This is a genomic window from Mycobacterium sp. PTI7 (genome assembly GCF_056679845.1).
The window spans coordinates 5071456-5094869 of sequence record NZ_CM155252.1; the positions used below are offsets into that span (position 1 = coordinate 5071456).

The following is a 23414-nucleotide window of genomic DNA, read 5'->3' on the forward strand; positions in this document are numbered from 1 at the left end:
GTAGCATCGCAAACGATCGCTACTCAGCCCTGCGTAGCGCCTTCGGACGGACCACACATGAGTTCACTTCGTTCCAACGACGATTCCTGGGACATCGCGACCAGCGTCGGCTCCACCGCCGTCATGGTCGCGGCCGCCCGCGCCGCGGAGACCGCACGCGACGAACCGCTGATCCGCGACCCCTACGCCAAGGTGCTCGTCGACGGCGCGGGAACCGGTGTCTGGGAGTTCATGCTCGACGACGCGTTCATCGCCAAGGTGGCCGACGCCGACGCCGAGGTCGCGCAGATCTTCACCCACATGGGCAACTACCAGGCCGTCCGCACGCACTTCTTCGACGACTTCTACGCCACGGCCGCCGCCTCGGGCATCCGCCAGGTCGTCATCCTCGCGTCGGGACTCGACTCGCGCGCCTACCGGCTGGACTGGCCCGCGGGCACCGTCGTCTACGAGATCGACCAGCCGCTGGTGCTGCAGTACAAGGCGGAGCGGCTGGCCGAGCACGGCGTCGAGCCGACCGCCGAACGCCGCGAGGTGGCGGTCGACCTGCGCAACGACTGGCCCGCCGCCCTGCGTGACGCGGGCTTCGACGCCACGGCGCCGACCGCCTGGCTCGCCGAGGGCCTGCTGATGTACCTGCCCGCCGACGCCCAGGACGGGCTGTTCGAGCGGATCACCGAGCTCAGCGCGCCGGGCAGTCGCGTGGCCGCCGAGACCGTTGGCGTGCACTCCGAGGAGCGGCGGGCGCGGATGAAGGAGAAGTTCGACGCGCTGCGCACCACGATGGGCGACGAACTCGGTGCCGCGTTCGACGGGGCCTCGCCGACGGACGTCGCCGAGCTGATGTACAACGATCCCGACCGCGCCAACGTCGCGACCTGGCTCAACGAGCACGGGTGGACGGCGTCGGGCGTCACCTCGGAGAGCGAGATGCAGCGCCTCGACCGCTGGGTGCTCACCGAGGAGGTCGACGAGGACGCCTTCTCCGACTTCGTGGTGGGCGAGCGCCGCTGACGGCGGGGTCGTCCGGATTCGCGGGCCTGTTCACCAACCAGGTGGTTGGTTAGGATCGTGGCGCAGAGCACACTCGCTGCCCCCGGCCCGTAGGTCCAGGAAGGACACTCCGTGACCACAGAATCCGTCGCGCCACCCACGTCGGGGACCGGCGCCGCCGACATCCCGGCCATCGTCGCCGGGCTCCGCGCGACCTTCGCGAGCGGCCGGACGCGCAGCGTCGACTGGCGGCGGCGCCAGCTCAAGGCGCTCGAGGCACTCATCGTCGAGAACGAATCGGCCATCGCCGGCGCGCTCGAGCAGGACCTGGGCCGCAAGCCGTTCGAGGCCTGGCTCGCCGACATCGCCAGCACGGCGGCCGAGGCGCGCGACGCCGCGAAGAGCGTCGGCAAGTGGACCAAGCGCAAGCACCGGATGCTGGAGTTCTCGCAGCGCCCCGGCCGCGGCTGGGTGGAGTACGAGCCGTACGGCGTGGTGCTCGTCATCGGCGCATGGAACTTCCCGTTCGCACTGACGCTCGGCCCCGCCGTCGGCGCCCTTGCTGCGGGAAATGCGGTGCTGCTCAAGCCATCCGAGGTTGCGCCCGCATCGTCGGCGCTGATGGCCGAGCTCATCCCGAAGTACCTCGACCGCGAGGCCGTCGCCGTCGTCGAGGGTGACGGGGCCGTCAGCCAGGAACTCATCGCGCAGGGCTTCGACAAGCTGTGCTTCACCGGTGGCACCGAGATCGGCCGCCGCGTCTACGAGGCCGCGGCCGCGCACCTGACGCCGGTCACGCTCGAACTCGGCGGCAAGAGCCCGGTGATCGTCGCCGCGGACGCCGACATCGACGTCGCCGCCAAGCGCATCGCGTGGACCAAGCTGATCAACTCGGGCCAGATCTGCATCGCGCCCGACTACGTGATCGCCGAGGCGTCCATCCGCGACGAACTCGTCGACAAGATCCGGGCGGCGGTCGAGACGTTCGAGGCCGGCGACCCGTCGGGCAAGCGGATCGTCAACGAGCGGCACTTCGACAGGCTGGTGTCCTCGCTGGCCGCCACCAAGGGCACCGTCGCCGTCGGCGGTGGCTCGGATGCCGCGACCATCAAGATCCAGCCGACCGTCGTGGTGGACCCCAGCCTCGACGAGCCGCTCATGCGCGACGAGATCTTCGGCCCCATCCTGCCGATCGTCACCGTCGGAAACCTGGACGAGGCAATCGCATTCGTGAACTCGCGGCCCAAGCCGCTGGCCGCCTACCTGTTCACCAAGACCAAGGCCGTACGCGAGCGCGTCATCAAGGAGGTGCCCGCCGGCGGCATGCTGGTGAATCACCTGCTGTTTCAGTTCTCCACCACCAAGCTGCCGTTCGGCGGCGTCGGCCCGTCGGGCATGGGCGCCTACCACGGCAGGTTCGGCTTCGAGGAGTTCAGCCACCGCAAGTCGGTGCTCACCAAGACGACCCGACCCGACTTAACCGCACTGATATACCCGCCGTATACAGATAAGGCGTGGAAGCTGGCGCGCAAGCTGTTCTAGGCGCGTCCAGCAGCCAGACCCGTTAGAGACCGACCCCTTTCGAAAGAGGAGTGCAATGCCCGGAGTACAGGATCGCGTCGTCGTCGTCACCGGAGCCGGCGGTGGACTGGGTCGTGAATACGCCCTGACGCTGGCCAGGGAGGGCGCGAGCGTCGTCGTCAACGACCTCGGCGGCTCGCGCGACGGATCGGGTGCCGGACACAACATGGCCGACCAGGTGGTCGACGAGATCAAGGCCGCCGGCGGCCGTGCGGTCGCCAACTACGACAGCGTCGCCGAGCCCGAGGGCGCGGAGAACATCATCAAGACCGCGATCGACGAGTTCGGCAAGGTCGACGGCGTCGTCAGCAACGCGGGCATCCTGCGCGACGGCACCTTCCACAAGATGACGTTCGAGAACTGGGACGCCGTGCTGAAGGTGCACCTCTACGGCGGCTACAACGTGATTCGCGCGGCGTGGCCGCACTTCCGTGAGCAGAGCTTCGGCCGCGTCGTCGTCGCGACGTCGACCAGCGGGCTGTTCGGCAACTTCGGCCAGGCCAACTACGGCGCCGCGAAGCTGGGCCTCGTCGGCCTGATCAACACCCTCGCCCAGGAGGGCGCGAAGTACGACATCAAGACCAACGCGGTGGCGCCCATCGCGGCGACCCGCATGACCGAGGACATCCTGCCCAAGGAGGTCTTCGAGAAGCTGACGCCGGAGTACGTGGCGCCGGTGGTGGCCTACCTGATGACCGAGGAGCTGGTCGACACCGACTCGATCTTCATCGTCGGCGGCGGCAAGGTGCAGCGCACCGCGCTCTTCCAGAACGAGGGCATCACCTTCTCCGACGGCGTGCCCACGGTCGACGACGTCGCGAGCAAGTGGGGCGAGATCACCGACCTGTCGGCGGCCAAGTCGGCCAGCTTCTCGCTCGGCTGATACCGGGTGAAGGCGCTTGTCGCACAATCCCTCACCGGACCGGCAGGTCTGACCTACACCGACGTGGACGACGTCGCGGGTGACTCCGCGGTGATCGTCGACGTCGGTGCGGCGGGCGTCTGCTTCCCCGATCTGCTGCTGATCCGCGGGGAGTACCAGCTCAAGCTGGACCCGCCGTTCGTCCCGGGTACCGAGGTCGCGGGCGTGGTGCGTTCCGCGCCCGCGGGCTCGACGGTGACCGTCGGCCAGCGGGTGTCGGCGTTGTCGATGCTCGGTGGGTGGGCCGAGACGGTGGCGGTGTCACCGGACAGCGTCGTGCCGACGCCCGACGACGTCGACGACGCCTCGGCCACCGCGCTGCTGGGCAACTACTACACGATGTTCTTCGGGTTGGAGCGCCGCGCGGCGTTGCAGCCGGGGGAGACGGTGCTGGTGTTGGGCTCGGCCGGCGGCGTGGGGACGGCGGCCATCCAGATCGCCAAGGCGATGGGCGCACGCGTGATCGCGATGGTGCACCGTACCGGCGCGGACGAGTTCGTCCGGTCGCTCGGTGCCGACGTGGTGCTGCCCCTGACCGAGGGGTGGGCGCAGGCGGTCCGCGAGCACACCGAGGGCCGTGGCGTCGACGTGGTGGTGGACCCCGTCGGCGGCGACGCGTTCGACGACGCCATCCGGGTGCTGGCCACCGAGGGTCGGCTGCTCGTGATCGGATTCGCCTCCGGCGGCGGCATTCCCACGGTCAAGGTCAACCGGCTGCTGCTGCGCAACGTGTCGGTGGTCGGCGTCGGTCTCGGCGAGTTCGTGAACCGGACGCCGGGCGCCCAGGCGAAGATCGGCAAGGGGCTCAACCGGCTCGTCGCGGCGGGCCTGCGTCCGCCGCCCCCGGTGCGGTATCCGCTGTCGGATGGTCGTGCGGCGCTGGAAGCGCTTGCGGCGGGCGAGATTCGGGGGAAGCTGGTCCTGGAGCCCTGATGAGCGCCTGCGCGAAGAACATCGAGCAATGACGATTCGCGCGCTGGCGTTCGACGTCTTCGGCACGGTCGTGGACTGGCGCGGCAGCGTCATCCGCGAGCTGACGGCGTTCGGCGCGGCCCACGGCGTCCAGCGGGACTGGGAGAGGTTCGCCGACGACTGGCGGGCGGGCTATCCCGCGGCGATGGACCGGGTGCGCACCGGCGAGCTGCCGTGGCTGCGGATCGACGCCCTGCACCGGATGATCCTCGACGACCTGCTCGCCGACGCCGGCATCACCGACGTGCCCGACGCCGACCTCGCCGACCTGAACCGGGCCTGGCATCGGCTGGACCCGTGGCCGGACGCCGTCGAGGGCCTCACCCGGCTCAAGGCGTCGTTCACGATCACCACGCTGTCGAACGGCAACGTGTCGCTGCTGACCAACATGGCCAAGCGCGCCGGGCTGCCGTGGGACTGCGTGATCTCGGCCGAGCTGTTCCGGCACTACAAGCCCGACCCCGAGGCGTACCTCGGCTGCGCCGATCTGCTGGACGTCGACCCCGGCTCGCTGGCGCTGGTGGCGGCACACCCCAGCGATCTGCGTGCCGCGCGCGACGCCGGACTGCGGACGGCGTACGTCTCCCGTCCGCTCGAACGCGGGCCAGGCCGCGCGCCGCCACGCGTGGGTGTCGGCGAGTTCGACCACGTCGCCACGGACTTCCTCGATCTGGCCCGTCAGCTCGCCTAGGCTCGGGTCGTGGACACCGGCGGCCTGATCCTGGTGGCGGTCGCGATCGCCATCGGCGTGGTGGGCGTCGTCATCCCCCTCCTGCCCGGGACGCTGCTGGTACTCGCGGCGATCGGCGTGTGGGCCTTCGTGGAACAGACCATCGCGGGCTGGGTGACGCTCGGCGTGGTGACGGTGATCCTCGCGGCGACGCTGCTGATCAAGTACCTGTGGCCCGCCCGGCGGATGAAGCGCGCCGACGTCGGCACGGGGACGTTGTTCGCGGGCGCGGTGTGCGGCATCGTCGGCTTCTTCGTGATTCCGGTCGTGGGCCTGGTGATTGGCTTCGTGCTGGGCATCTACCTGGCCGAGCTGGCTCGGCGGCGCGACCAGCGGCGGGCGTGGGCGTCGACGGTGCACGCGTTGAAGGGCGTCGCGCTGTCGGTGGGCGTCGAGCTGACGGGCGCGCTGTTGGCGACGGTGGTGTGGGTCGTCGGCGTGCTGGTGAGCTAGGGCCGCGCGCTCCGGGGGACGGGGCCGCGCGGCTCTGGGCCGGGGGCACCGCAACTGCCCACCTCTGAGCGACAACTCGCGACAACGAGGGACTGCGAGGGGCGCGGGGAAGGCGCCCACGGGTTCTGTGCCTCGGCGGATCACCGGCGGCGACGGGATTGTCGCGACTTGTCGCTCAGAGGCGGGCACGCGCGAACATGCTTCTCGCCAGGGCACGCGCGCACGTGCTTCCCGAACGGCAGGAGCACCGCGGAGCCAAGCGGCCGGACCCCACGCAGACCATGATGGAGACGGCCCAGCGCGCCGGCCGCCCACGGAACCCCGAAGGAGCAGCATGTCCGAAACGAAGATCACCGTCATCTACGACAACCCGACCGACCCGGCGGCGTTCGAGGCGGCCTACGAGGCCGAGCAGCTCGAGGCGGCCCGCAAGATCCCCGGCCACATCCGCGTCGAGACGTCGAAGGTGTGGCCCAAGGAGGACGGCTCCCCGACCCCGGCGTACCGGTCGATCGACCTGTACTACCCCGACTACGACGCCGCCAGCGCCGCCGTCACGACCCCGGAGGCCGGGGCGTTCTTCGAGGCGATGGGACGGCTGTCCACCGGCGGGGTGCGAGTGTTGTTCTCCGACATCGAGATCGCCCAGGACCGCGGTTAGTCCTGCAGCGCCGCCCGCAGTCGGGACACCTGCTCGTCGGTGACGCCGATCGCCGACAGGTAGGCCGGCAGCGAGCCGAACTCCGTGTCGATGGTGCGCCGCGCCGCGTCGAGGTACTCCTCGCGGACGCCGAGCACCTCCTCGGTGAGCCGGGCCTCGGCGAACGTGACGATCTCCGGCGTCGCATCCTCGCCGGCGCGGGTGCGGATGGACTCCAGGATCCGCTCGCGCAGCTGTGGCACCGCGTCGTTGCTGCGCAGAAAGTCGGCGAGGATCGCGTCGCGGTCGACGCCGACGGTCTCGAGCACCGTCGCGACCGTGAAGCCCGTCCGGTCCTTGCCGGCGAAGCAGTGGGCGATCAGCGGCCGCTCGTCGCCGAGCGTCGAGATGACCTCGCGCAGCGCCAGATGCGCGCCGGGCAGCGTCGGGAACCGCAGGTACTCCTCGGTCATGAACCGGGTGGCCGCGACGGAGACGTCCTCGTCGTCGGGCTTCTCGGTCATCATCCGCTCGAAGCTCTGCTCGTGCGGCGCGCCGGCGGCCGCGGCCCCCGCGGCCGACAGCTCGTGGAACGGCAGCAGGTGCACCGACACCCCGTCGGGCACCTGGCCGGCCCCGCGCCGCTCCAGCTCGCGCACCGACCGCAGATCGGCGACGTCGGTGATGCCGTAGGCGGCGAGCGCCGCGCGCCCGGCGTCGTCGAGCGCGCTCAGCTCACTGGACCGGAAGAACCGGCCCGGCCGGATGCCCGTCGACTCCGCGACGTCGCGGAAGTTCCATGCCCCCGAGAGTTCGTGCCCGGTCGACACCACTACGACGTGACCGCCGCGGCGAAGGGCGACTTCTCCGCGCCGATCGACGTCCGCGCGATGGTCCGCATGTGCACCTCGTCGGGCCCGTCGAACAGGCGCATCGCACGGTGCCAGCCGTACAGCCGGGCCAGCGGCACGTCGTCGGAGATGCCCGCGCCGCCGTGCACCTGGATGGCGCGGTCGAGCACGTTGCACGCCATCTGCGGCGCGACGGCCTTGATCTGCGCGACCTGCAGGCGCGCCTCGACGCTCTTGTTGCCGTACTTGTCGATGGTCCACGCGGCCTTGTGACACAGCAGCCGCGACTGGTCGATCTCGTTGCGGGACAACGCCACCTGCTGCTGCACCACGCCCTGCTCGGCGAGTGGCTTGCCGAACGCGATGCGCTTGGTGACGCGGTCGACCATCAGCGCGAACGCCCGCTCGGCCACGCCGATCGCGCGCATGCAGTGGTGGATGCGGCCCGGGCCGAGCCGGGCCTGCGCGATCGCGAAGCCGCTGCCCTCCTCGTGCAGCAGGTTGGCGACCGGCACTCGGACGTTGTCGAACGACACCTCGCAGTGGCCGTGCTGATCCTGGTAGCCGAACACCGGCAGCGACCGCTCGACGGCCACGCCGGGCGTGTCCATGGGCACCAGGATCATCGACTGCTGCTGATGGCTCGCGGCGTCGGGGTTGGTGCGCCCCATGACGATCAGGATCTTGCACCGCGGATCGGCGGCGCCCGAGATCCACCACTTGCGGCCGTTGATGACGTAGTCGTCGCCGTCGCGCAGCATCGTGGTCTCGATGTTGCGGGCATCCGACGACGCCACCGCGGGCTCGGTCATCGCGAAGGCGCTGCGGATCTCGCCGGCCAGCAGCGGCTCGAGCCACTGCTTGCTCTGCTCTTCGTTGGCGAACAGGTGCAGCGTCTCCATGTTGCCGGTGTCGGGCGCCGCGCAGTTCAGCACCTCGGGCGCGATCTCCATGCTCCAGCCGCTGAGTTCGGCCAGCGGCGCGTACTCGAGGTTGCTCAGGCCGGACTCCGACGGGAGGAACAGGTTCCACAGCCCCTGCGCCTTGGCCAGCTCCTTGAGTTCCTCGACCACCGGCGGGACGGTGTGATCGTCCCGGCCCTTCTCGTGCCGGTAGGCGTCGTAGGACGCCTCGGCGGGGAAGACGTGTTCGAGCATGAAGGCCGACAAGCGGTCGTGGTAATCCTGACCCTTGGCCGACATCGAGAAGTCCATGCCCGCCACGATATGACACCCGTCGAGTCGGGCTCCGGGCACGTCAGAGATCAGGTATCGGCGACGACGGTCACGTCGCCGGTGGTGCCGTCGACGTCGATCAGCGTGCCGTTCGACAGCCGGGACGCGGCGCCCCGGGCATTGACCACGCAGGGCACGCCGAACTCGCGCGCGACGATCGCGGCGTGCGACATGTGGCCGCCGAGTTCGGTGACGACGGCCGCCGCGTAGGCGAACGCCGGGGTGTAGCCGACGTCGGTGACCTGCGCGACGAGGATCTCGCCGGGCTCGAGGTCGTCGATGGTCTCGGGCGTCACGACGCGCACGCGGCCGCGGGCCACGCCGGCGCAGACGCCCATGCCGTGCAGCACCTCGCCACCGCACAGCGCCGCGGCGACCTCGGTGGGCGCCCACCGGCCGCTGAACGCCTCGGGCGGGACGATGCGCTCCAGCTGGGTCTGCTCGGCGCGGCGCCGGGCGACGACGTCGGCGAGGCCGGGCGGCGGCGCGTCGAGTTCGTCGACTAGCAGGTAGAACACGTCATCGACGGCGGTGAGCGTGCCGGCCTCGACCAGCCGGCCACCGTACTCCCGCAGCAGTCCGCGCAGCAGCCAGATGGTGCGGACCATGCGGTCGCGGCGCACCTCCCGGTCGCGCATCTGCCCGGACGCCGCCGCGGCGATCGGCCGCACCAGCAGCGGGATCTCGGGCGGCGCGGGCGGCTCCCACGGCGGCAGCTCCATGGTCTTGGCGACCATCCGCAGCAGCAGGCGGGGATCGTCGGCGAACGACGCGCTGCGCATCTCGACCTCGCCGGGTCCCCGGTGGCCGATCGCGCGGATCTCGTGGGCCAGGTGGGCGGCGAAGTCGGGTGCGACGTGCGCGAGCGTCTGCGGGTCGGGGTCCTCGGCCTTGAGCAGCGCGCTGAGTGCGGGGTCGCGGCGGGCGGCGGCGGCCAGGCGGTGCACCGCGGCGAGGGACTGCGCGCTCGCGACGTCCGGTCCCGCCGACGGCAGTACGTCGCGGCCGCACAGGATGCGCAGGATCACGCCGTAGGCCGTGCACACCAGGATCGACGCCGATGCCAGCACCCAGGCGTGCACCACGTGGTCGCGGGCCAGCACGATCAGCTCGCGCAGCTTCTGGTCGTCGACGTCGGCGAGGTGGGTGGCCGCCACCTCGAGCCGGTCGACGTCGCGGACCAGGTCGCGGGTGTCGCGCCCCGAACCCGCCGTCAGCCCGAGCAGGTTGTTGGCGAACGTGAGGACGCCGCGCACGTGCCCGGGTAGCGAGCGCTTCTCGACGGGCGGCAGCTCGTCGCCGAACAGCGACAGGCCCTCGACGGTCTGGCCGAAGAAGCCGTTGATGATGAGGTCGGGGTCCACCAGCGGCACGGTCTGCGCCATGAAGTGGCCGGACGTGATGCCCGCGTACAGCCGGTGGCCGAACACGCCGGTGGTGCGCTTGGCCATCTCGCGCTGCACCGCGCCGCCCGGGCGCAGCCGCTGCGAGATCACCAGCGCCGCGGCGCGGGTGCCGCGGACGGTCACCGACGCCGACGACGGCGAGAACGGGCCGGGCAGCGCCTCGGACAGGTTGGTCGCGACGAACGCGGGGAAGCGCGGGTCGATCGGGGTGTCGAATTCGCCGCCGGCGCCGGTGGTCTCGGCTGGCACGGGGACGACGCCGTCCTCCGACGGGGTGTCGACTGCGGGGATCTCGCGCACGCGGGGCAGCCGCCACGGCAGGGCGACCACGTGGCCCGCCGTCCCCGGGAACCGGATGGCGAACCGGGCGCGGACCACCAGCGCGAAGTCCTCGAGGCACTCGGCGGCGGTCCAGGTGGGCCGGATGAAGCTCGCGCCGTCCAGCCACGGGCCGAACTGGACCGGCGCCGCCCCGCGCCCGAGCGGCACCCGCACCAGCGGGCGCCCCACCGCGGAGGCGATCGCGCGGAACGTGGTCTGACCGGCAGCGGCCACCTCGACGGGTTCGGTGACGCCGCCGATCACGGCCTGGACGTAGGCGCGCTCGAGGTCGTGCGGGTGCACCACCTGCAGCGGCCGGTCGACCTCGTCGCCGGAGTAGAGGTGTACGGGCCGCGCGAACGCCCGCAGCATCGAGTCGTCGACGTCGCGGCCGAGCACCAGCGGATGACGGACGACGACGCGCCGCACCGGTCCGGCGGGCAGGTCCACGTCGGCGCACATCGCGACGGCGTCGAAGCCGGTGACGTCGGCAACCGACGCCACGAATTCCACTGAGCCCGGCCAACTCTCGGGCCGCCGGGCCCCGACGCCGACGACGTCGTGCCCCAGGCTGACGAGCCGCAGCGCGACCCCCCGGCCGAGGGGCCCGTCGGCGCCCGCGACGAGGACCCTCATGGCGACCTGGTCGTCATCGTCTCAGTCGTCATCGTCGTCGAACGCGTTGAGCAGATCCTGCAGGTCCATGTCCTCGATGCTCTGCGCCCCACGGTCGCCCGCCGAGTCCTCGGCGACGTCGGACTGGCCGGCGAGGTTGAGCAGCATGTCGAGCACGCCGGCCTGCCGCAGCCGCTTGATCGGGATCGACGACACGACGCGCTGCAGCTCGGCCTCGACGGCGTTGACCGCCGGGGCGTCGTCGGTCTCGCCGCCGAGTTGCGTGCGGAAGTACTCCGCCAGCGACGTCGGGTTCGGGTAGTCGAAGATCAGCGTCGGCGACAGGGTCAGACCCGTCGCGGCCTTGAGCCGGTTGCGCAGCTCGACCGCCGTCAGCGAGTCGAAGCCGTGGTCCTGGAAGGCCAGGTCCGCTCCGATCGCGTCCGGTGACGGCAGGCCCAGCACGGTCGCCATGTGCGAGCGCACCAGGTCCAGCAGCACGGCCTGCTGCTCGTCGACCGGCAGTCCGGCCAGCCGCGACACGAGCGCCGACCGCGACTGTGCGGCCGCCAGCGAGTCCCCGACCTGGCGACGCGCCGGTCCGGAGATCAGCTCGTTGAACATCGGCGGCAGCGTGCCCGCCGACGACTTGGTCCGCAGCGCGGCCCGGTCGATGCGGGCGGGCACCAGGAACGGCTCGTCGACCACCAGCGCCTTGTCGAACAGCGTCAGCGCCTCCGGGACCGACATCGCGAGGATGCCGTCGCGTGCGAGCCGGGCGATGCCGGCCTCGTCGAGATCGCCCGCCATGCCGCCGGTCTGATCCCACAGACCCCAGCCCAGCGACATCGCCGGCAGTCCCAGCGTGCGCCGGTGCGTGGCGAGGGCGTCGAGGTAGGCGTTGGCCGCCGAGTAGTTGGCCTGACCTGAGCCGCCGACCAGGCCGGCCATCGAGGAGAACAGCACGAACACCGACACGTCGAGGTGACGGGTCAGCTCGTGCAGGTTGTCCGCCGCGTCGACCTTGGCCCGCAGCACGGTGTCGACGCGCTCCGGCGTCAGCGACGTGACGACGGCGTCGTCGATCACGCCCGCGGTGTGGAACACCGCCGACAGCGCCCGCGGATGGTCGATCTCGGCCAGCACCTTGGCCAGCGCGTCCCGATCGGACACGTCGGCCGCGACGACGCGCACGCTGGCGCCCGCCTCGGTGAGTTCGGCGACGAGGTCGGCCGCGCCGGGGGCGTCCGGACCGCGACGCGACACCAGCAGCAGGTCCCGCGCGCCGTGCTCGGCGACGACGTGCCGGGCCACCGAGGCGCCCGCCATGCCGGTGCCGCCGGTGATCATCACGGTGCCGGTGGTCCACGCGTCCGGCATGGTCATGACGACCTTGCCGATGTGCTTGGCCTGGCTGAGGTGCCGCAGCGCCGCCGGTGCGCGGCGGACGTCCCACGTGTCGACGGGCAGCGGCTTCAGCACGCCGGTGCGGCTCAGATCCGAGACGCCCGACAGGATTCGGGCGACGCCGTCGGCGCCGGCCTCGAACAGGTCGAAGGCCCGGTAGTGGACGCCCGGGTGAGCGGCCGCCACCGTGTCCGCGTCGCGGATGTCGGTCTTGCCCATCTCGAGGAACGCGCCACCGCGCGGCAGCAGCCGCAGCGACGCGTCGACGAAGTCGTTCGCCAGCGAGTCGAGCACCACGTCGACGCCGCGCCCGCCGGTGACGGCGAGGAATTTCTGCTCGAAGTCCAGGGTGCGCGAGTCGCCGATGTGATCGTCGTCGAAGCCCATGGCGCGCAACGTGTCCCACTTCGGGCGGCTGGCGGTCGCGAAGACCTCCAGGCCCCAGTGCCGGGCCAGCTGCACGGCCGCCATGCCGACGCCGCCGGTGGCGGCGTGGATCAGCACCGACTGGCCGGGCTGGACGTCGGCGATCTGGCGCAGCGCGAAGAACGCCGTCGCGAAGCCGACGGTGAAGCCCGCGGCTTGCGCGTCACGCCAATCCGACGGCACCGGCAGCACGACCCGCGCGTCGGTGGTGGCGACGGTGCCCGTGCCCTCCGGGAACAGACCCATGACACGGTCACCGACGGCGACGCCCGCGACGTCCGGCCCGATCTCGGTGACGACGCCGGTGGCCTCGATGCCCATGACGGCCTCACCCGGGTAGAGCCCGAGCGTGATCATGACGTCGCGGAAGTTGGCCGCGATGGCCTTGATCGAGACGCGGATGCGGCCCGCGCCCAGCGGTTCGTCGGCGTCCGGGATCGGTTCGAGCACCAGGTCGTCGAACGTCCCGGGGGTTCCGACGGCGAGTCGCCACGGCGACCCGTCGGCGGGCGGATCCAGGACCGCGTCGGCGGCCCGGCTGGGCACCACCCGGGCGGAGTGCAGCGTGCCGGTGCGGATCACGATCTGCGGCTCGCCGGTGGTGACGATCGCCGCCAGGTCGGCCGCGTCGAGGTCGCCCTCGGCGTCGGTGTCGACCAGCACCACCCGACCGGGATGCTCGGTCTGCGCGGCGCGGACCAGGCCCCAGGCCGCCGCACCCGGCAGGTCGGTGAGGTCTTCGCCCGGCAGCGCGACCGCGCCGTGGGTGACGACCACCAGCGTGCCCGCCGGCTCGGCGAGCCACGACTGCATGCGTGCGAGCGCGTCGTGGGTGGACGCGTAGACGCCGGGCACACCGGCCTCGTATGCGACCGGACGCGTGTCGTAGACGCCGATCTCGCCGTCCACCGTGGGCGCCTCAGCGGGCGGGGTCAGCGGCGTCCAGATGACCTCGAACAGCTCACCGCCGGTGGTGGTGCCGACCGCGGCCGCGAGCTGCGCGGCCGTCACCGGCCGGGCGACCATCGACTGCACCGACAGCACGGGCAGGCCGAGACCGTCGGCGAGGTCGATCGACATCGAACTCGGGCCGTTCGGCGCGATCCTGGCGCGAACCGCGGACGCGCCGGCGGCGTGCAGCGACACCTTCTGCCAGGAGAAGGGCAGGGCCAGCTCGTCGGAGTCCATGCCCAGGATCACCGCGTGCAGTGCGCCGTCGAGCAGCGCGGGGTGCACGCCGAGTCCGGTGACGGACGCGTCCCGGCCCAGCTTCACCTCGGCGAAGATCTCGTCGCCGCGCCGCCACATGGCGGTGAGGTTCTGGAACGCCGGGCCGTACTGGTAACCCCGTTCGGCCAGCACCGCGTACGCGTCGGTGACGTCGACCTCGCGGGCGCCGACCGGCGGCCACACCACCAGTTCGGTTCCCGGCGCGGTGGTCTCGACGCCCAGTTCGCCCTCGGCGTGCAGCGTCCACGGCGGGTTGTCGCCGTCGGGCCGCGAGAAGATCGAGAAGACCCGCGCACCGCCGGCGTCGGCGGCACTGACGACCACCTGGACGGCGACGCCCTCCGACGGCAGCACCAGCGGCGCATGCAGCATGAGTTCGTCGACGGTGTTGCAGCCGACCTCGTCGCCCGCCCGGATCGCCAGCTCGACGAACCCGGCGCCGGGGAACAGCACGACCCCGCCGACGGCGTGATCGGACAGCCACGACTGCGTCGACGCGGTCAGGCGGCCGGCCAGCGTGACGCCGCCGGTCTCCGGCATCTCGACGATCGCCCCGAGCAGCGCGTGCTCGGCGCCGCCGAGGCCAAGGCCGACGGCGTTGGTGGCACCGGAGCCGTTGCCGGACAGCCAGAACCGGCGGCGCTGGAAGGCGTAGGTGGGCAGGTCGACCAGGCGGCCGCCGCCACACACGTTGCGCCACGCGACGTCACCGCCCGCGACGGAGTACTCCGCGAGCGCGGACAGCAGCTGCGCCGGCTCCGGACGGTCCTTGCGCAGCAGCGACGTCGCGACCGGCTCGACCACGGCATCCGGATCGGCGAGGGTCTGGGCGATCGACGCCGTCAGTCCGCTCGCGGACCCCAGTTCCAGGAAGCGGGTGACGCCCGCCGCCGACAGCGCGCGGACGCCGTCGGCGAAGCGCACCGCCTCGCGGACGTGCCGCTGCCAGTAGGCCGACGTCCCGAAGTCGGGACCCGCGACCGCACCGGTCAGGTTGGAGACCACCGGGATGGTGGGCGCCGAGACCGGCATGCCGCTGGCGACCGAGTTGAACTCCAGCAGCATCGGCTCCATGAGCGACGAGTGGAAGGCGTGCGACACGGCCAGCTGATGCGTGCGGCGGCCCTGCCCGCGGAGCGTCTCGGCGATCGCCGTCACCGCGTCCTGGGGTCCGGAGATCACGACGGAGCCGGGTGCGTTGACCGCGGCGACGGAGACCTCGCCGGTCAGCAGCGGGGTCACCTCGTCCTCGGTCGCCGCGACGGCGACCATCGCGCCGCCCTCGGGCAGCCGCTGCATGAGCCTGCCGCGCGCCACCACCAGGGCGGAGGCGTTCTCGAGCGACAGCACACCCGCCACGTGCGCGGCGGACAGCTCACCGACCGAGTGACCGATCAGGAAGTCCGGTCGCACGCCCCACGAGTCGAGCAGGTGGAACAGCGCCACCTCGATCGCGAACAGCGCCGGCTGGGCGAACTCCGTGCTGTCGAGCAGCGCGTCGTTGGCACCCCACATCACGTCGCGCACGGGGCGCAGCAGGTGGCGGTCCAGCTCGCGGGTGGTGTTGTCGAAGGATTCGGCGAACACCGGGTAGGCGGCGTACAGGTCGCGGCCCATGCCGAGCGTCTGCGATCCCTGGCCCGGGAAGACGAACGCGGTCTTGCCCGCGCCGACCGCCCGGCCGCGGATGACGCCCGCCGGGGACTCGCCCTCGGCCAGCGCCTTCAGCCCAGCGAGCAGTTCGTCGCGGTCGGCGCCGACGACGACGGCCCGGTGGGCGAACGCCGAGCGGCCGCCCAGGGTCCAGCCGACGTCGAGCGCGTCGATCTCGGGACGGGACTCGACGTGCTCGGCGATGCGGCGTGCCTGCACCGCGAGGGCGTCGGGGTTCTTCGCCGAGAGGGCCCACGGCACCACCGGCGGGTGCTCGGTGACGACCACCGGGGCGTCGACCGCCGGCGCCTCCTCGATGATGACGTGCGCGTTGGTGCCGCTGATGCCGAACGACGAGACGCCGGCACGGCGCAGGTGGCCGTTGGCCTTCCACGGCCGGGCCTCGGTGAGCAGCGCGATCGACCCCATGGTCCAGTCCACGTGCGGGCTGGGCTCGTCGACGTGCAGCGTCGCGGGGAGCATGTCGTGGCGCAGGGATTCGACGACCTTGATGATGCCGGCGACGCCGGCCGCGGCCTGGCTGTGTCCCATGTTCGACTTGATCGACCCGAGGTACAGCGGCTCGGAGCGGTTCTGGCCGTAGGTCGCGAGCAGTGCCTGCGCCTCGATCGGATCGCCCAGGGTGGTGCCGGTGCCGTGCGCCTCGACGGCGTCGACGTCGCTGGGCACCAGGCCCGCGTTGGCGAGTGCCGCCCGGACCACGCGCTGCTGCGAGGGGCCGTTGGGGGCGGTGAGACCGTTGGACGCGCCGTCCTGGTTGATCGCCGATCCGCGTACCACGGCGAGGATCTCGTGGCCGTGGCGCTTGGCGTCGGACAGCCGCTCGACGACGAGGATGCCGCCGCCGTCGGCGAAGCCGGTGCCGTCCGCGGCGCCCGCGAACGACTTGCAGCGGCCGTCCGACGACAGGCCGCGCTGCCTGCTGAACTCCACGAAGACGTCCGGCGTGGCGTTGATGGTGACGCCGCCCGCGAGCGCGAGGTCGCACTCGCCGAGGCGCAGCGCCTGAACGGCCATGTGCAGCGCGACAAGTGACGACGAGCACGCGGTGTCGACCGAGACGGCCGGCCCCTCGAGGCCCAGCACGTAGGACACGCGGCCCGACGCGACGCTGGAGGCCTGCCCGGTCAGCCGGAAGCCCTCGGCGCCGTCGACGCCGATGCCGTAGCCCTGCGCGTAGATGCCCGCGAACACGCCGGTGGCGCTACCGCGCAGCCCGGCGGGATCGATGCCGCCGCGTTCCAGTGCCTCCCAGGCGAGTTCGAGGAACAGCCGCTGCTGCGGGTCCATGGCCAGCGCCTCGGTGGGGGAGACTCCGAAGAAGGCCGGATCGAAGTCCGCGGCGTCGTAGAGGAAGCCGCCGGTGTTGGCGTACGACGTGCCGACCGCGTCGGGGTCGCTGTCGTAGAGGTTGGCGAGGTCCCAGCCGCGGTCGGTCGGGAAGTCCGACACCACGTCGCGACCTTCGGCCACCATCTCCCACAGCGTCTCCGGCGAGTCGACCCCGCCGGGGTAGCGGCACGAGATGCCGACGATCGCGATGGGCTCGTCGATCACCGACAGCGCCGTCGGCACCTGCTCGAGCGTCGGTGCCTCACCGGCCAGTTCGGTGCGGATGTAGCCCGCGAGCGCGGCGGGGGTGGGGTAGTCGAAGATCAGCGTCGGCGACAGCGCGAGCCCGGTGGCGGTCTTCAGCCGGTTGCGCAGCTCGACCGCGGTCAGCGAGTCGAAGCCGAGGTCGGAGAACGCCAGCTCCGCGACGATCGCGTCCGGATCGCCGGTGCCCAGCACCGTCGACATGTGCGAGCGCAGCAGGTCGAGGATCAGCGCCTGCTGGGCGGGCTCGGTGAGCCCCTGCAGACGCTGCGCCAGAGCCGACTTCGACTTGGCGGCGACCAGCGAGTCGTCCACGCGGCGCCGGGTGGGCGCGCTGGCCAGGGCCGAGAACATCGGCGGCAGCACGCCCTGGGCCGACCGCTTGCGCAGTGCGCCACGGTCGATCTTGGCCGGCGCGAGCAGCGGCTCGCCGACGACGAGCGCGGAGTCGAACAGCGTCATGGCGTCGGCGCCGGACATCGCGAGGATGCCGTCGCGGCCGAGCCGGGACAGGTCGGCCTGCTCGAGGTGACCGGTCATGGCGCTGGCCTGATCCCACAGACCCCACGCGAGCGACGTCGCGGGCAGGCCGTGGGCCCGGCGATGTGCCGCGAGGCCGTCCACGAACGTGTTGGCCGCGCAGTAGTTGGCCTGACCGGCCGAGCCCACCACACCCGCCATCGACGAGAACAGCACGAAGGCACCGAGATTGGCGTCGCGGGTCAGCTCGTGCAGGTTCCACGCGGCGTCGACCTTGGCGCGCAGCACGGGGTCGACGCGCTCGGGCGTCAGCGAGCCGAGCATCGCGTCGTCCAGCACGCCGGTCGCGTGGATCACCGCGGACAGCGGCACCGCGACGTCGGCGAGGACGGCGCGCAGCTGGTCGCGATCGGCGGCGTCGGCCGCGACGATCCGGACGTCGGCGCCCAGTTCGGTGAGTTCGGCGGCCAGTTCGGCGGCGCCGGGGGCGTCGGCCCCGCGGCGCGACACCAGCAGCAGGTGCTGGACGCCGTGCTTGGCGACGACGTGCCGGGCGACCGTGGCGCCCGCCATGCCGGTGCCGCCGGTGATCAGGACGGTGCCGGTGGCCCACGCGTCGGGCATGGTCATGACGACCTTGCCGATGTGGCGGGCCTGGCTCAGGTACCGCAGCGCCGAGGCGCCGCGGCGGATGTCCCACGTGGTGACCGGCAGCGGCGTCAGGGTGCCCGCCTCGAACATGCCGGCCAGCTCGACGATGTACTCCTGCATGCGCGGCCGGCCGGGCTCGAACAGGTCGAAGGCGCGGTAGTACACGCCCTCGTGCGCGGCGGCGATGGCGTCCGCGTCGCGGATGTCGGTCTTGCCCATCTCCAGGAAGACGCCGCCGCGGGGCAGCAGACGCAGCGACGCGTCGACGAACTCACCGGCCAGCGAGTCGAGGATGACGTCGAAGCCTCGGCCGCCGGTGACGTCGAGGAACTTCTGCTCGAACTCGAGCGTGCGCGAGTCGCCGATGTGGTCGTCGTCGAAGCCCAACTCCCGCAACGTGTCCCACTTGCCGCGGCTCGCGGTGGTGAACACCTCGAGGCCCCAGTGGCGGGCCAGCTGGATGGCGGCCAGGCCGACACCGCCGGTCGCGGCGTGGATCAGGATCGACTGGCCGGGCTGGACCTTGGCGAGTTCGCGGAGGCCGTAGAAGGCCGTGGTGAACACGACGAGTGCGGCGGCGGCCTCGGCGTCGGACCAGCCGGTCGGGATCGGCGTGATCAGGCGCGCGTCGGCGGCGACGCGGGTGCCGGTGCCCTCGGGGAACAGGCCCATCACGCGCTGGCCGACGGTGAAGCCCTCGACGTCCGGGCCGACCTCGGTGACGACGCCGGCGGCCTCGCTGCCGATCAGCGCGTCGTGGGTGAACATGCCGAGCGTGATCATGACGTCGCGGAAGTTGGCTGCGACGGCGTGGATCTCGACGCGGATGTGTCCCGGCGGCAGCGGCTGGTCGGAGTTCGGGACCTCGATCAGTGCGAGGTTGTCGAACGTGCCGGCCTCCGTGACGCCGAGGCGCCACGGCTTCCCGCTCTCCGGCGGGGTCAGGACGCCGTCGGTGCCGCGGCTGCGCGTCACGCGCGGGGCGTGCAGTGCGCCGTGACGGGCGGCGAGTTGCGGTTCGTCGACCGCGAGCAGTGCGGCGGCGTCCAGGTCGCCCAGGACGTCGGCCAGCACGATGCGGCCGGGGTTCTCGGTCTGCGCGGCGCGGACCAGGCCCCAGACGGCGGCACCCGCCAGGTCGGTGACGTCCTCGCCCGGCAGTGCGACCGCACCGCGGGTGACGACGAGCAGCGTGCCCGTGGGCTCGGCCAGCCAGGTCTGGACGAACTCCAGGGCGCGGTTGGTGGCGGCGCGTACCGCCGCGGGCAGATCCTCGGAATCGACTGCGGCGGGCTCGGATTCGAACGTGACGACACCCTCGGCCGGGGCCGGCGCCGTCTCCGGCCCGGTGACCGCGGACCACTCGACCTCGAACAGTTCGCCGTCGGCGTGGCCGGCGCCCTTGAAGGACGCGGCGATCTGGTCGGCGCTCACCGGCCGCGCCGTCATGGTCCCGACCGACAGGACGGGCAGGCCGAGGCCGTCGGCCAGTTCGATCGACACCGAGTTCGTGCCGGTGGGCGTGATCTTCACGCGGACCGCGGATGCGCCCGCGGCGTGCAGCGTGACCCGCTCCCAGGAGAACGGCAGGGCCAGCGCGGCGTCGTCGGCGGCCAGCGCCACCGCGTGCAGCGAGGCGTCGAGAAGTGCCGGGTGGACGCCGAAGTCGCCTGCGGCGAGGTCCTGCGGGAGGGCGACCTCGGCGAACACCTCGGCGCCACGGCGCCACATCGCGGTCAGGCCGCGGAAGGCGGGGCCGTACTCGTAGCCGCGGGCGGCCAGCGAGCCGTATGCGTCGGACACGTCGACCGGCACGGCGCCCGCGGGCGGCCACGCGGCCAGGTCGGTGGCGGGGGAGTCGGTCTCGGCGGTGACGACGGCCTCGGCGTGCAGCACCCAGGCGTCGTCGTCGGTCGGACGCGAGAACACGCCCACCGCACGGGATCCGGACTCGGCGGCCGCACCCACGACGACGCGCAGCGGCACGCCCGTCGGCGGCACGATCAGCGGGGCCTGCAGCGTGAGTTCCTCGATGGCGGGGCAGCCCACCTCGTCACCCGCGCGGATGACCAGGTCGACGAAGCCGGCGCCGGGGAACAGCACGGTGCCGCCGACGGCGTGGTCGGCCAGCCAGGACTGCGACGACGCCGCGAGACGGCCCGTCAGCACGATCTGGTCGGAGTCGGGGACCTCGACCACGGCACCGAGCAGCGCGTGGGAGGTGCCGCCCAGGCCGAAGCCGCTGGCGTCCCCGGATCCTGCTGCGCCACCGGACAACCAGAACCGGCGGCGCTCGAACGCGTAGGTGGGCAGGTCGGACAGCGCGCCGCCGGGGCACGTCGCGCGCCACGCCACCGGGACGCCGGCGACGTGCGCCTGCGCGACCGAGGCGAGAAAGCGGTCCAGGCCGCCGTCGTCGCGGCCCAGCGAGGGCACGACGATCGGGTCGGCGCCCTCGATGGCGTCGGCGGCGGTGTCCTCGACGCCGGCCATCAGCACCGGGTGCGGGCTCGCCTCGACGAACGCGCGGTAGCCGTGCTTGCACGCCGCGCGGATCGCCTTGTCGAACTCGACGGTCTGCCGGATGTTGCGGTACCAGTACTGCGCGTCCAGGCCGGCGGTGTCCATCGACTCGCCGGTGACCGTAGAGATGAACGACGTTCGCGTGGAACGGGGTTCGATGTCGGCGAGCGCCTCCAGCAGTGCCTCGCGGATGGCCTCCACCTGCACCGAGTGCGACGCGTAGTCCACGTCGATGCGGCGGGCGCGGATCTCGAGTGCCTCGCACTGGCGCACCAGCTCGTCGAGCTGCGCGCTCGCGCCGGACACGACGACGGCGGAGCGACCGTTGATCGCGGCGATGCTCAGGCCGTCGAAGCCCAGCAGCAGTTCACGGGTGCGGTCGGCACTGCACGCCAGCGAGACCATGCCCGCCTGGCCGGACAGTGCGACCAGGAGCTTGCTGCGCAGCGCGACCACGCGGGCGGCGTCGCGCAGGGACAGTGCGCCCGCCACGTAGGCGGCGGCGATCTCGCCCTGCGAGTGCCCGATCACGGCGTCCGGCGTCACGCCGTACGACCGCCACAGCTTGGCCAGCGACACCATGATCGCGAACAGCACGGGCTGCACCACGTCGACGCGGTCCAAGCTCGGCGAACCGTCGGCGCCACGGAGCACGTCGATCAGCGACCAGTCCACGAACTCCGCGAGCGCCTCACCGCACGCGGCGATCTCGTCGGCGAAAACCGGTGAGCTGTCCAGCAATTCGAGACCCATGCCGAGCCACTGGCTGCCCTGACCGGGGAAGACGAACGCCGTCTTGCTCGTCGGGGTGGCGTGTCCGGTGACGGAGTGCTCGGGTGTCTCGGACTGCGCGGCGAGTTCGGCGAGGCCGGCCAGCAGCGACGCGCGGTCGGTGCCCAGCACCACGGCGCGGTGGTCGAACGCGGCGCGACCGGCGAGCGTGAACGCCACGTCCAGGTCGCTGACGTCGTGCGTGCCGAGGTGTTCGGTGAGGCGGGCGGCCTGCCCGGCGAGCGCGCCGGGGGTCTTCGCGGTCAGCACCCACGGCAGTACGGCGGGGGCGGCCTCGGCGGCGGGGCGCTCGACGGCGGCCGGCTCCTCGACGATCACGTGGGCGTTGGTGCCGCTGATGCCGAACGAGGAGATGCCTGCGCGCCGGGGTGCGTCACGCGCGGGCCAGGGCTGCGGCTCGGCGAGCAGGGAGACCGCACCCGCCGTCCAGTCGACGTGCGGGCTGGGCTGGTCGACGTGCAGCGACTTGGGCAGCACGTCGTTGCGCATCGCCATGATCATCTTGATGACGCCCGCGACGCCCGCCGCGGCCTGCGTGTGACCCATGTTGGACTTCACCGAACCCAACCAGAGCGGCTCGGTGCGGCCCTGGCCGTAGGTCGCGAGCAGCGCCTGGGCCTCGATCGGGTCGCCCAGCGGCGTGCCGGTGCCGTGGCCCTCGACCACGTCGACCTGCGAGGTGGTCAGACCGGCGTTGGCCAGCGCGGCGCGCACCACGCGCTGCTGCGACGGGCCGTTGGGGGCGGTCAGGCCGTTGGAGGCGCCGTCCTGGTTGACGGCGGTGCCCTTCACGACCGCCAGCACCTGGTGGCCGTTGCGCAGCGCGTCGGACAGTCGCTCGACCACCAGGACGCCGCCGCCCTCGGCCCAGCCCACGCCGTTCGCGGCGTTGGCGTAGGGCTTGCAGCGGCCGTCGGGCGCGAGGCCGCGGTGACGGCTGAACTCGACGAAGATCGTCGGCGTCGCGTTGACGGTCACGCCGCCCGCGAGCGCCAGGTCGCACTCGCCGAGGCGCAGCGCCTGGACGGCCATGTGCAGCGCCACCAGCGACGACGAGCACGCGGTGTCGACCGAGACGGCCGGACCCTCGAGGCCCAGCACGTAGGCGACGCGGCCCGACGTCACGCTCGACGTCATGCCGGTCAGCCGGTAGCCCTCGATGGCGTCGTCGGACATGCCGTAGCCACCGGCGATGACGCCCGCGAACACGCCCGTCGAGCTGCCGCGCAGCGAACTCGGGTCGACGCCCGACCGCTCCAGGGCCTCCCACGACAGCTCGAGCAGCATGCGCTGCTGCGGGTCCATCGCGAGCGCCTCGTTGGTGGCGATGCCGAAGAAGCCGGCGTCGAAGTCGGCGACGCGGTCCACGAAGCCGCCGGTGTTGGCGTACGACTTGCCCGGCGCGTCCGGATCCGGGTCGAAGAGGTTGGCGACGTCCCAGCCGCGGTCCTCGGGGAGATCGGAGATGACGTCGCGGCCCTCGGCCACCATCTGCCACAGGTCCTCGGGGGACTCGACGCCGCCTGGATACCGGCAGGACATGCCGACGACCGCGATCGGTTCGCCGGACCGTTCCAGCAGAGCGCGGTTCTGGTTCTTCAGGCGCTCGACCTGGGAGAGCGCCTTGCGTAGCGCTTCGGTGGCGTGCTCGAGTTGATTGACCATGCGGTGTGTCCCTTGTCGGCCCGTGTCAGACGCCCGTGGTGGGCGACGCTGAAGTTTTCGGTGCCGGGCTCGCCCAGGACGCACTGACTGGCATCTTTCGACGCCCGGTCGTCGTCGGCCCTGTGTGGGAGCCCGCTGTGCGCACCGGGACGACGATGTCACGGTGCAGTTCTCGTCCCCGACGATTTCGCGCTGCCAAGCGGGTCATCGCCGCAAATGTACTGATGGCGTGGCCCGCGCGTCGCGCTTGG

Annotated in this window: 11 protein-coding genes; 7 read left to right on the plus strand and 4 right to left on the minus strand. The window is 72.2% G+C overall.

What is annotated here, in order from left to right:
- Nucleotides 1–57 precede the first annotated feature (57 nt).
- From AC1MEY_RS24520 to AC1MEY_RS24550, 7 genes are all read left to right on the plus strand, one after another.
- Nucleotides 58–1014 (plus strand): class I SAM-dependent methyltransferase, encoded by a 957-nt coding sequence (locus AC1MEY_RS24520; protein WP_480227958.1) that lies wholly within the window; start codon nt 58–60, stop codon nt 1012–1014.
- A 111-nt stretch (nt 1015–1125) separates the two neighbouring features.
- Nucleotides 1126–2535, plus strand: a complete 1410-nt coding sequence (locus AC1MEY_RS24525; RefSeq protein ID WP_480227959.1) for an aldehyde dehydrogenase family protein — start codon at nt 1126–1128, stop codon at nt 2533–2535.
- 55 nt (nt 2536–2590) lie between these two features.
- A complete protein-coding gene (locus AC1MEY_RS24530; protein WP_480227960.1) occupies nt 2591–3457 on the plus strand; it encodes an SDR family oxidoreductase in 867 nt (288 codons plus the stop codon).
- 6 nt (nt 3458–3463) lie between these two features.
- Nucleotides 3464–4429, plus strand: coding sequence for an NADPH:quinone oxidoreductase family protein (locus AC1MEY_RS24535; RefSeq protein ID WP_480227961.1), 966 nt, complete (start codon nt 3464–3466; stop codon nt 4427–4429).
- Between the two features lie 28 nt (nt 4430–4457).
- Nucleotides 4458–5159 carry a haloacid dehalogenase type II gene (locus AC1MEY_RS24540; RefSeq protein ID WP_480227962.1) on the plus strand — a complete coding sequence of 234 codons (702 nt, stop codon included), beginning with the start codon at nt 4458–4460 and terminating at the stop codon, nt 5157–5159.
- A 9-nt stretch (nt 5160–5168) separates the two neighbouring features.
- Entirely contained in the window at nt 5169–5651 is a 483-nt protein-coding gene (locus AC1MEY_RS24545) for a DUF456 domain-containing protein (RefSeq protein ID WP_480227963.1), read from the plus strand.
- A 334-nt stretch (nt 5652–5985) separates the two neighbouring features.
- Entirely contained in the window at nt 5986–6312 is a 327-nt protein-coding gene (locus tag AC1MEY_RS24550; RefSeq protein WP_480227964.1) for an EthD family reductase, read from the plus strand.
- Here the strand turns inward: AC1MEY_RS24550 and AC1MEY_RS24555 are convergent.
- The 4 genes from AC1MEY_RS24555 to AC1MEY_RS24570 all read right to left on the minus strand — a co-directional run bounded on the left by AC1MEY_RS24555 (nt 6309) and on the right by AC1MEY_RS24570 (nt 23163).
- A complete protein-coding gene (locus AC1MEY_RS24555; protein WP_480227965.1) occupies nt 6309–7124 on the minus strand; it encodes a tyrosine-protein phosphatase in 816 nt (271 codons plus the stop codon). The genes AC1MEY_RS24550 and AC1MEY_RS24555 overlap by 4 nt on opposite strands.
- Nucleotides 7124–8344 (minus strand): acyl-CoA dehydrogenase family protein, encoded by a 1221-nt coding sequence (locus tag AC1MEY_RS24560; RefSeq protein WP_480231652.1) that lies wholly within the window; start codon nt 8342–8344, stop codon nt 7124–7126. The genes AC1MEY_RS24555 and AC1MEY_RS24560 overlap by 1 nt, the downstream gene beginning before the upstream one ends.
- A gap of 62 nt (nt 8345–8406) precedes the next feature.
- The gene (locus AC1MEY_RS24565; protein WP_480227966.1) at nt 8407–10740 is read right to left on the minus strand and encodes a PEP-utilizing enzyme; all 2334 of its coding nucleotides are present in this window, start codon (nt 10738–10740) and stop codon (nt 8407–8409) included.
- A gap of 21 nt (nt 10741–10761) precedes the next feature.
- Nucleotides 10762–23163, minus strand: coding sequence for a type I polyketide synthase (locus tag AC1MEY_RS24570; protein WP_480227967.1), 12402 nt, complete (start codon nt 23161–23163; stop codon nt 10762–10764).
- Nucleotides 23164–23414: the final 251 nt, after the last annotated feature.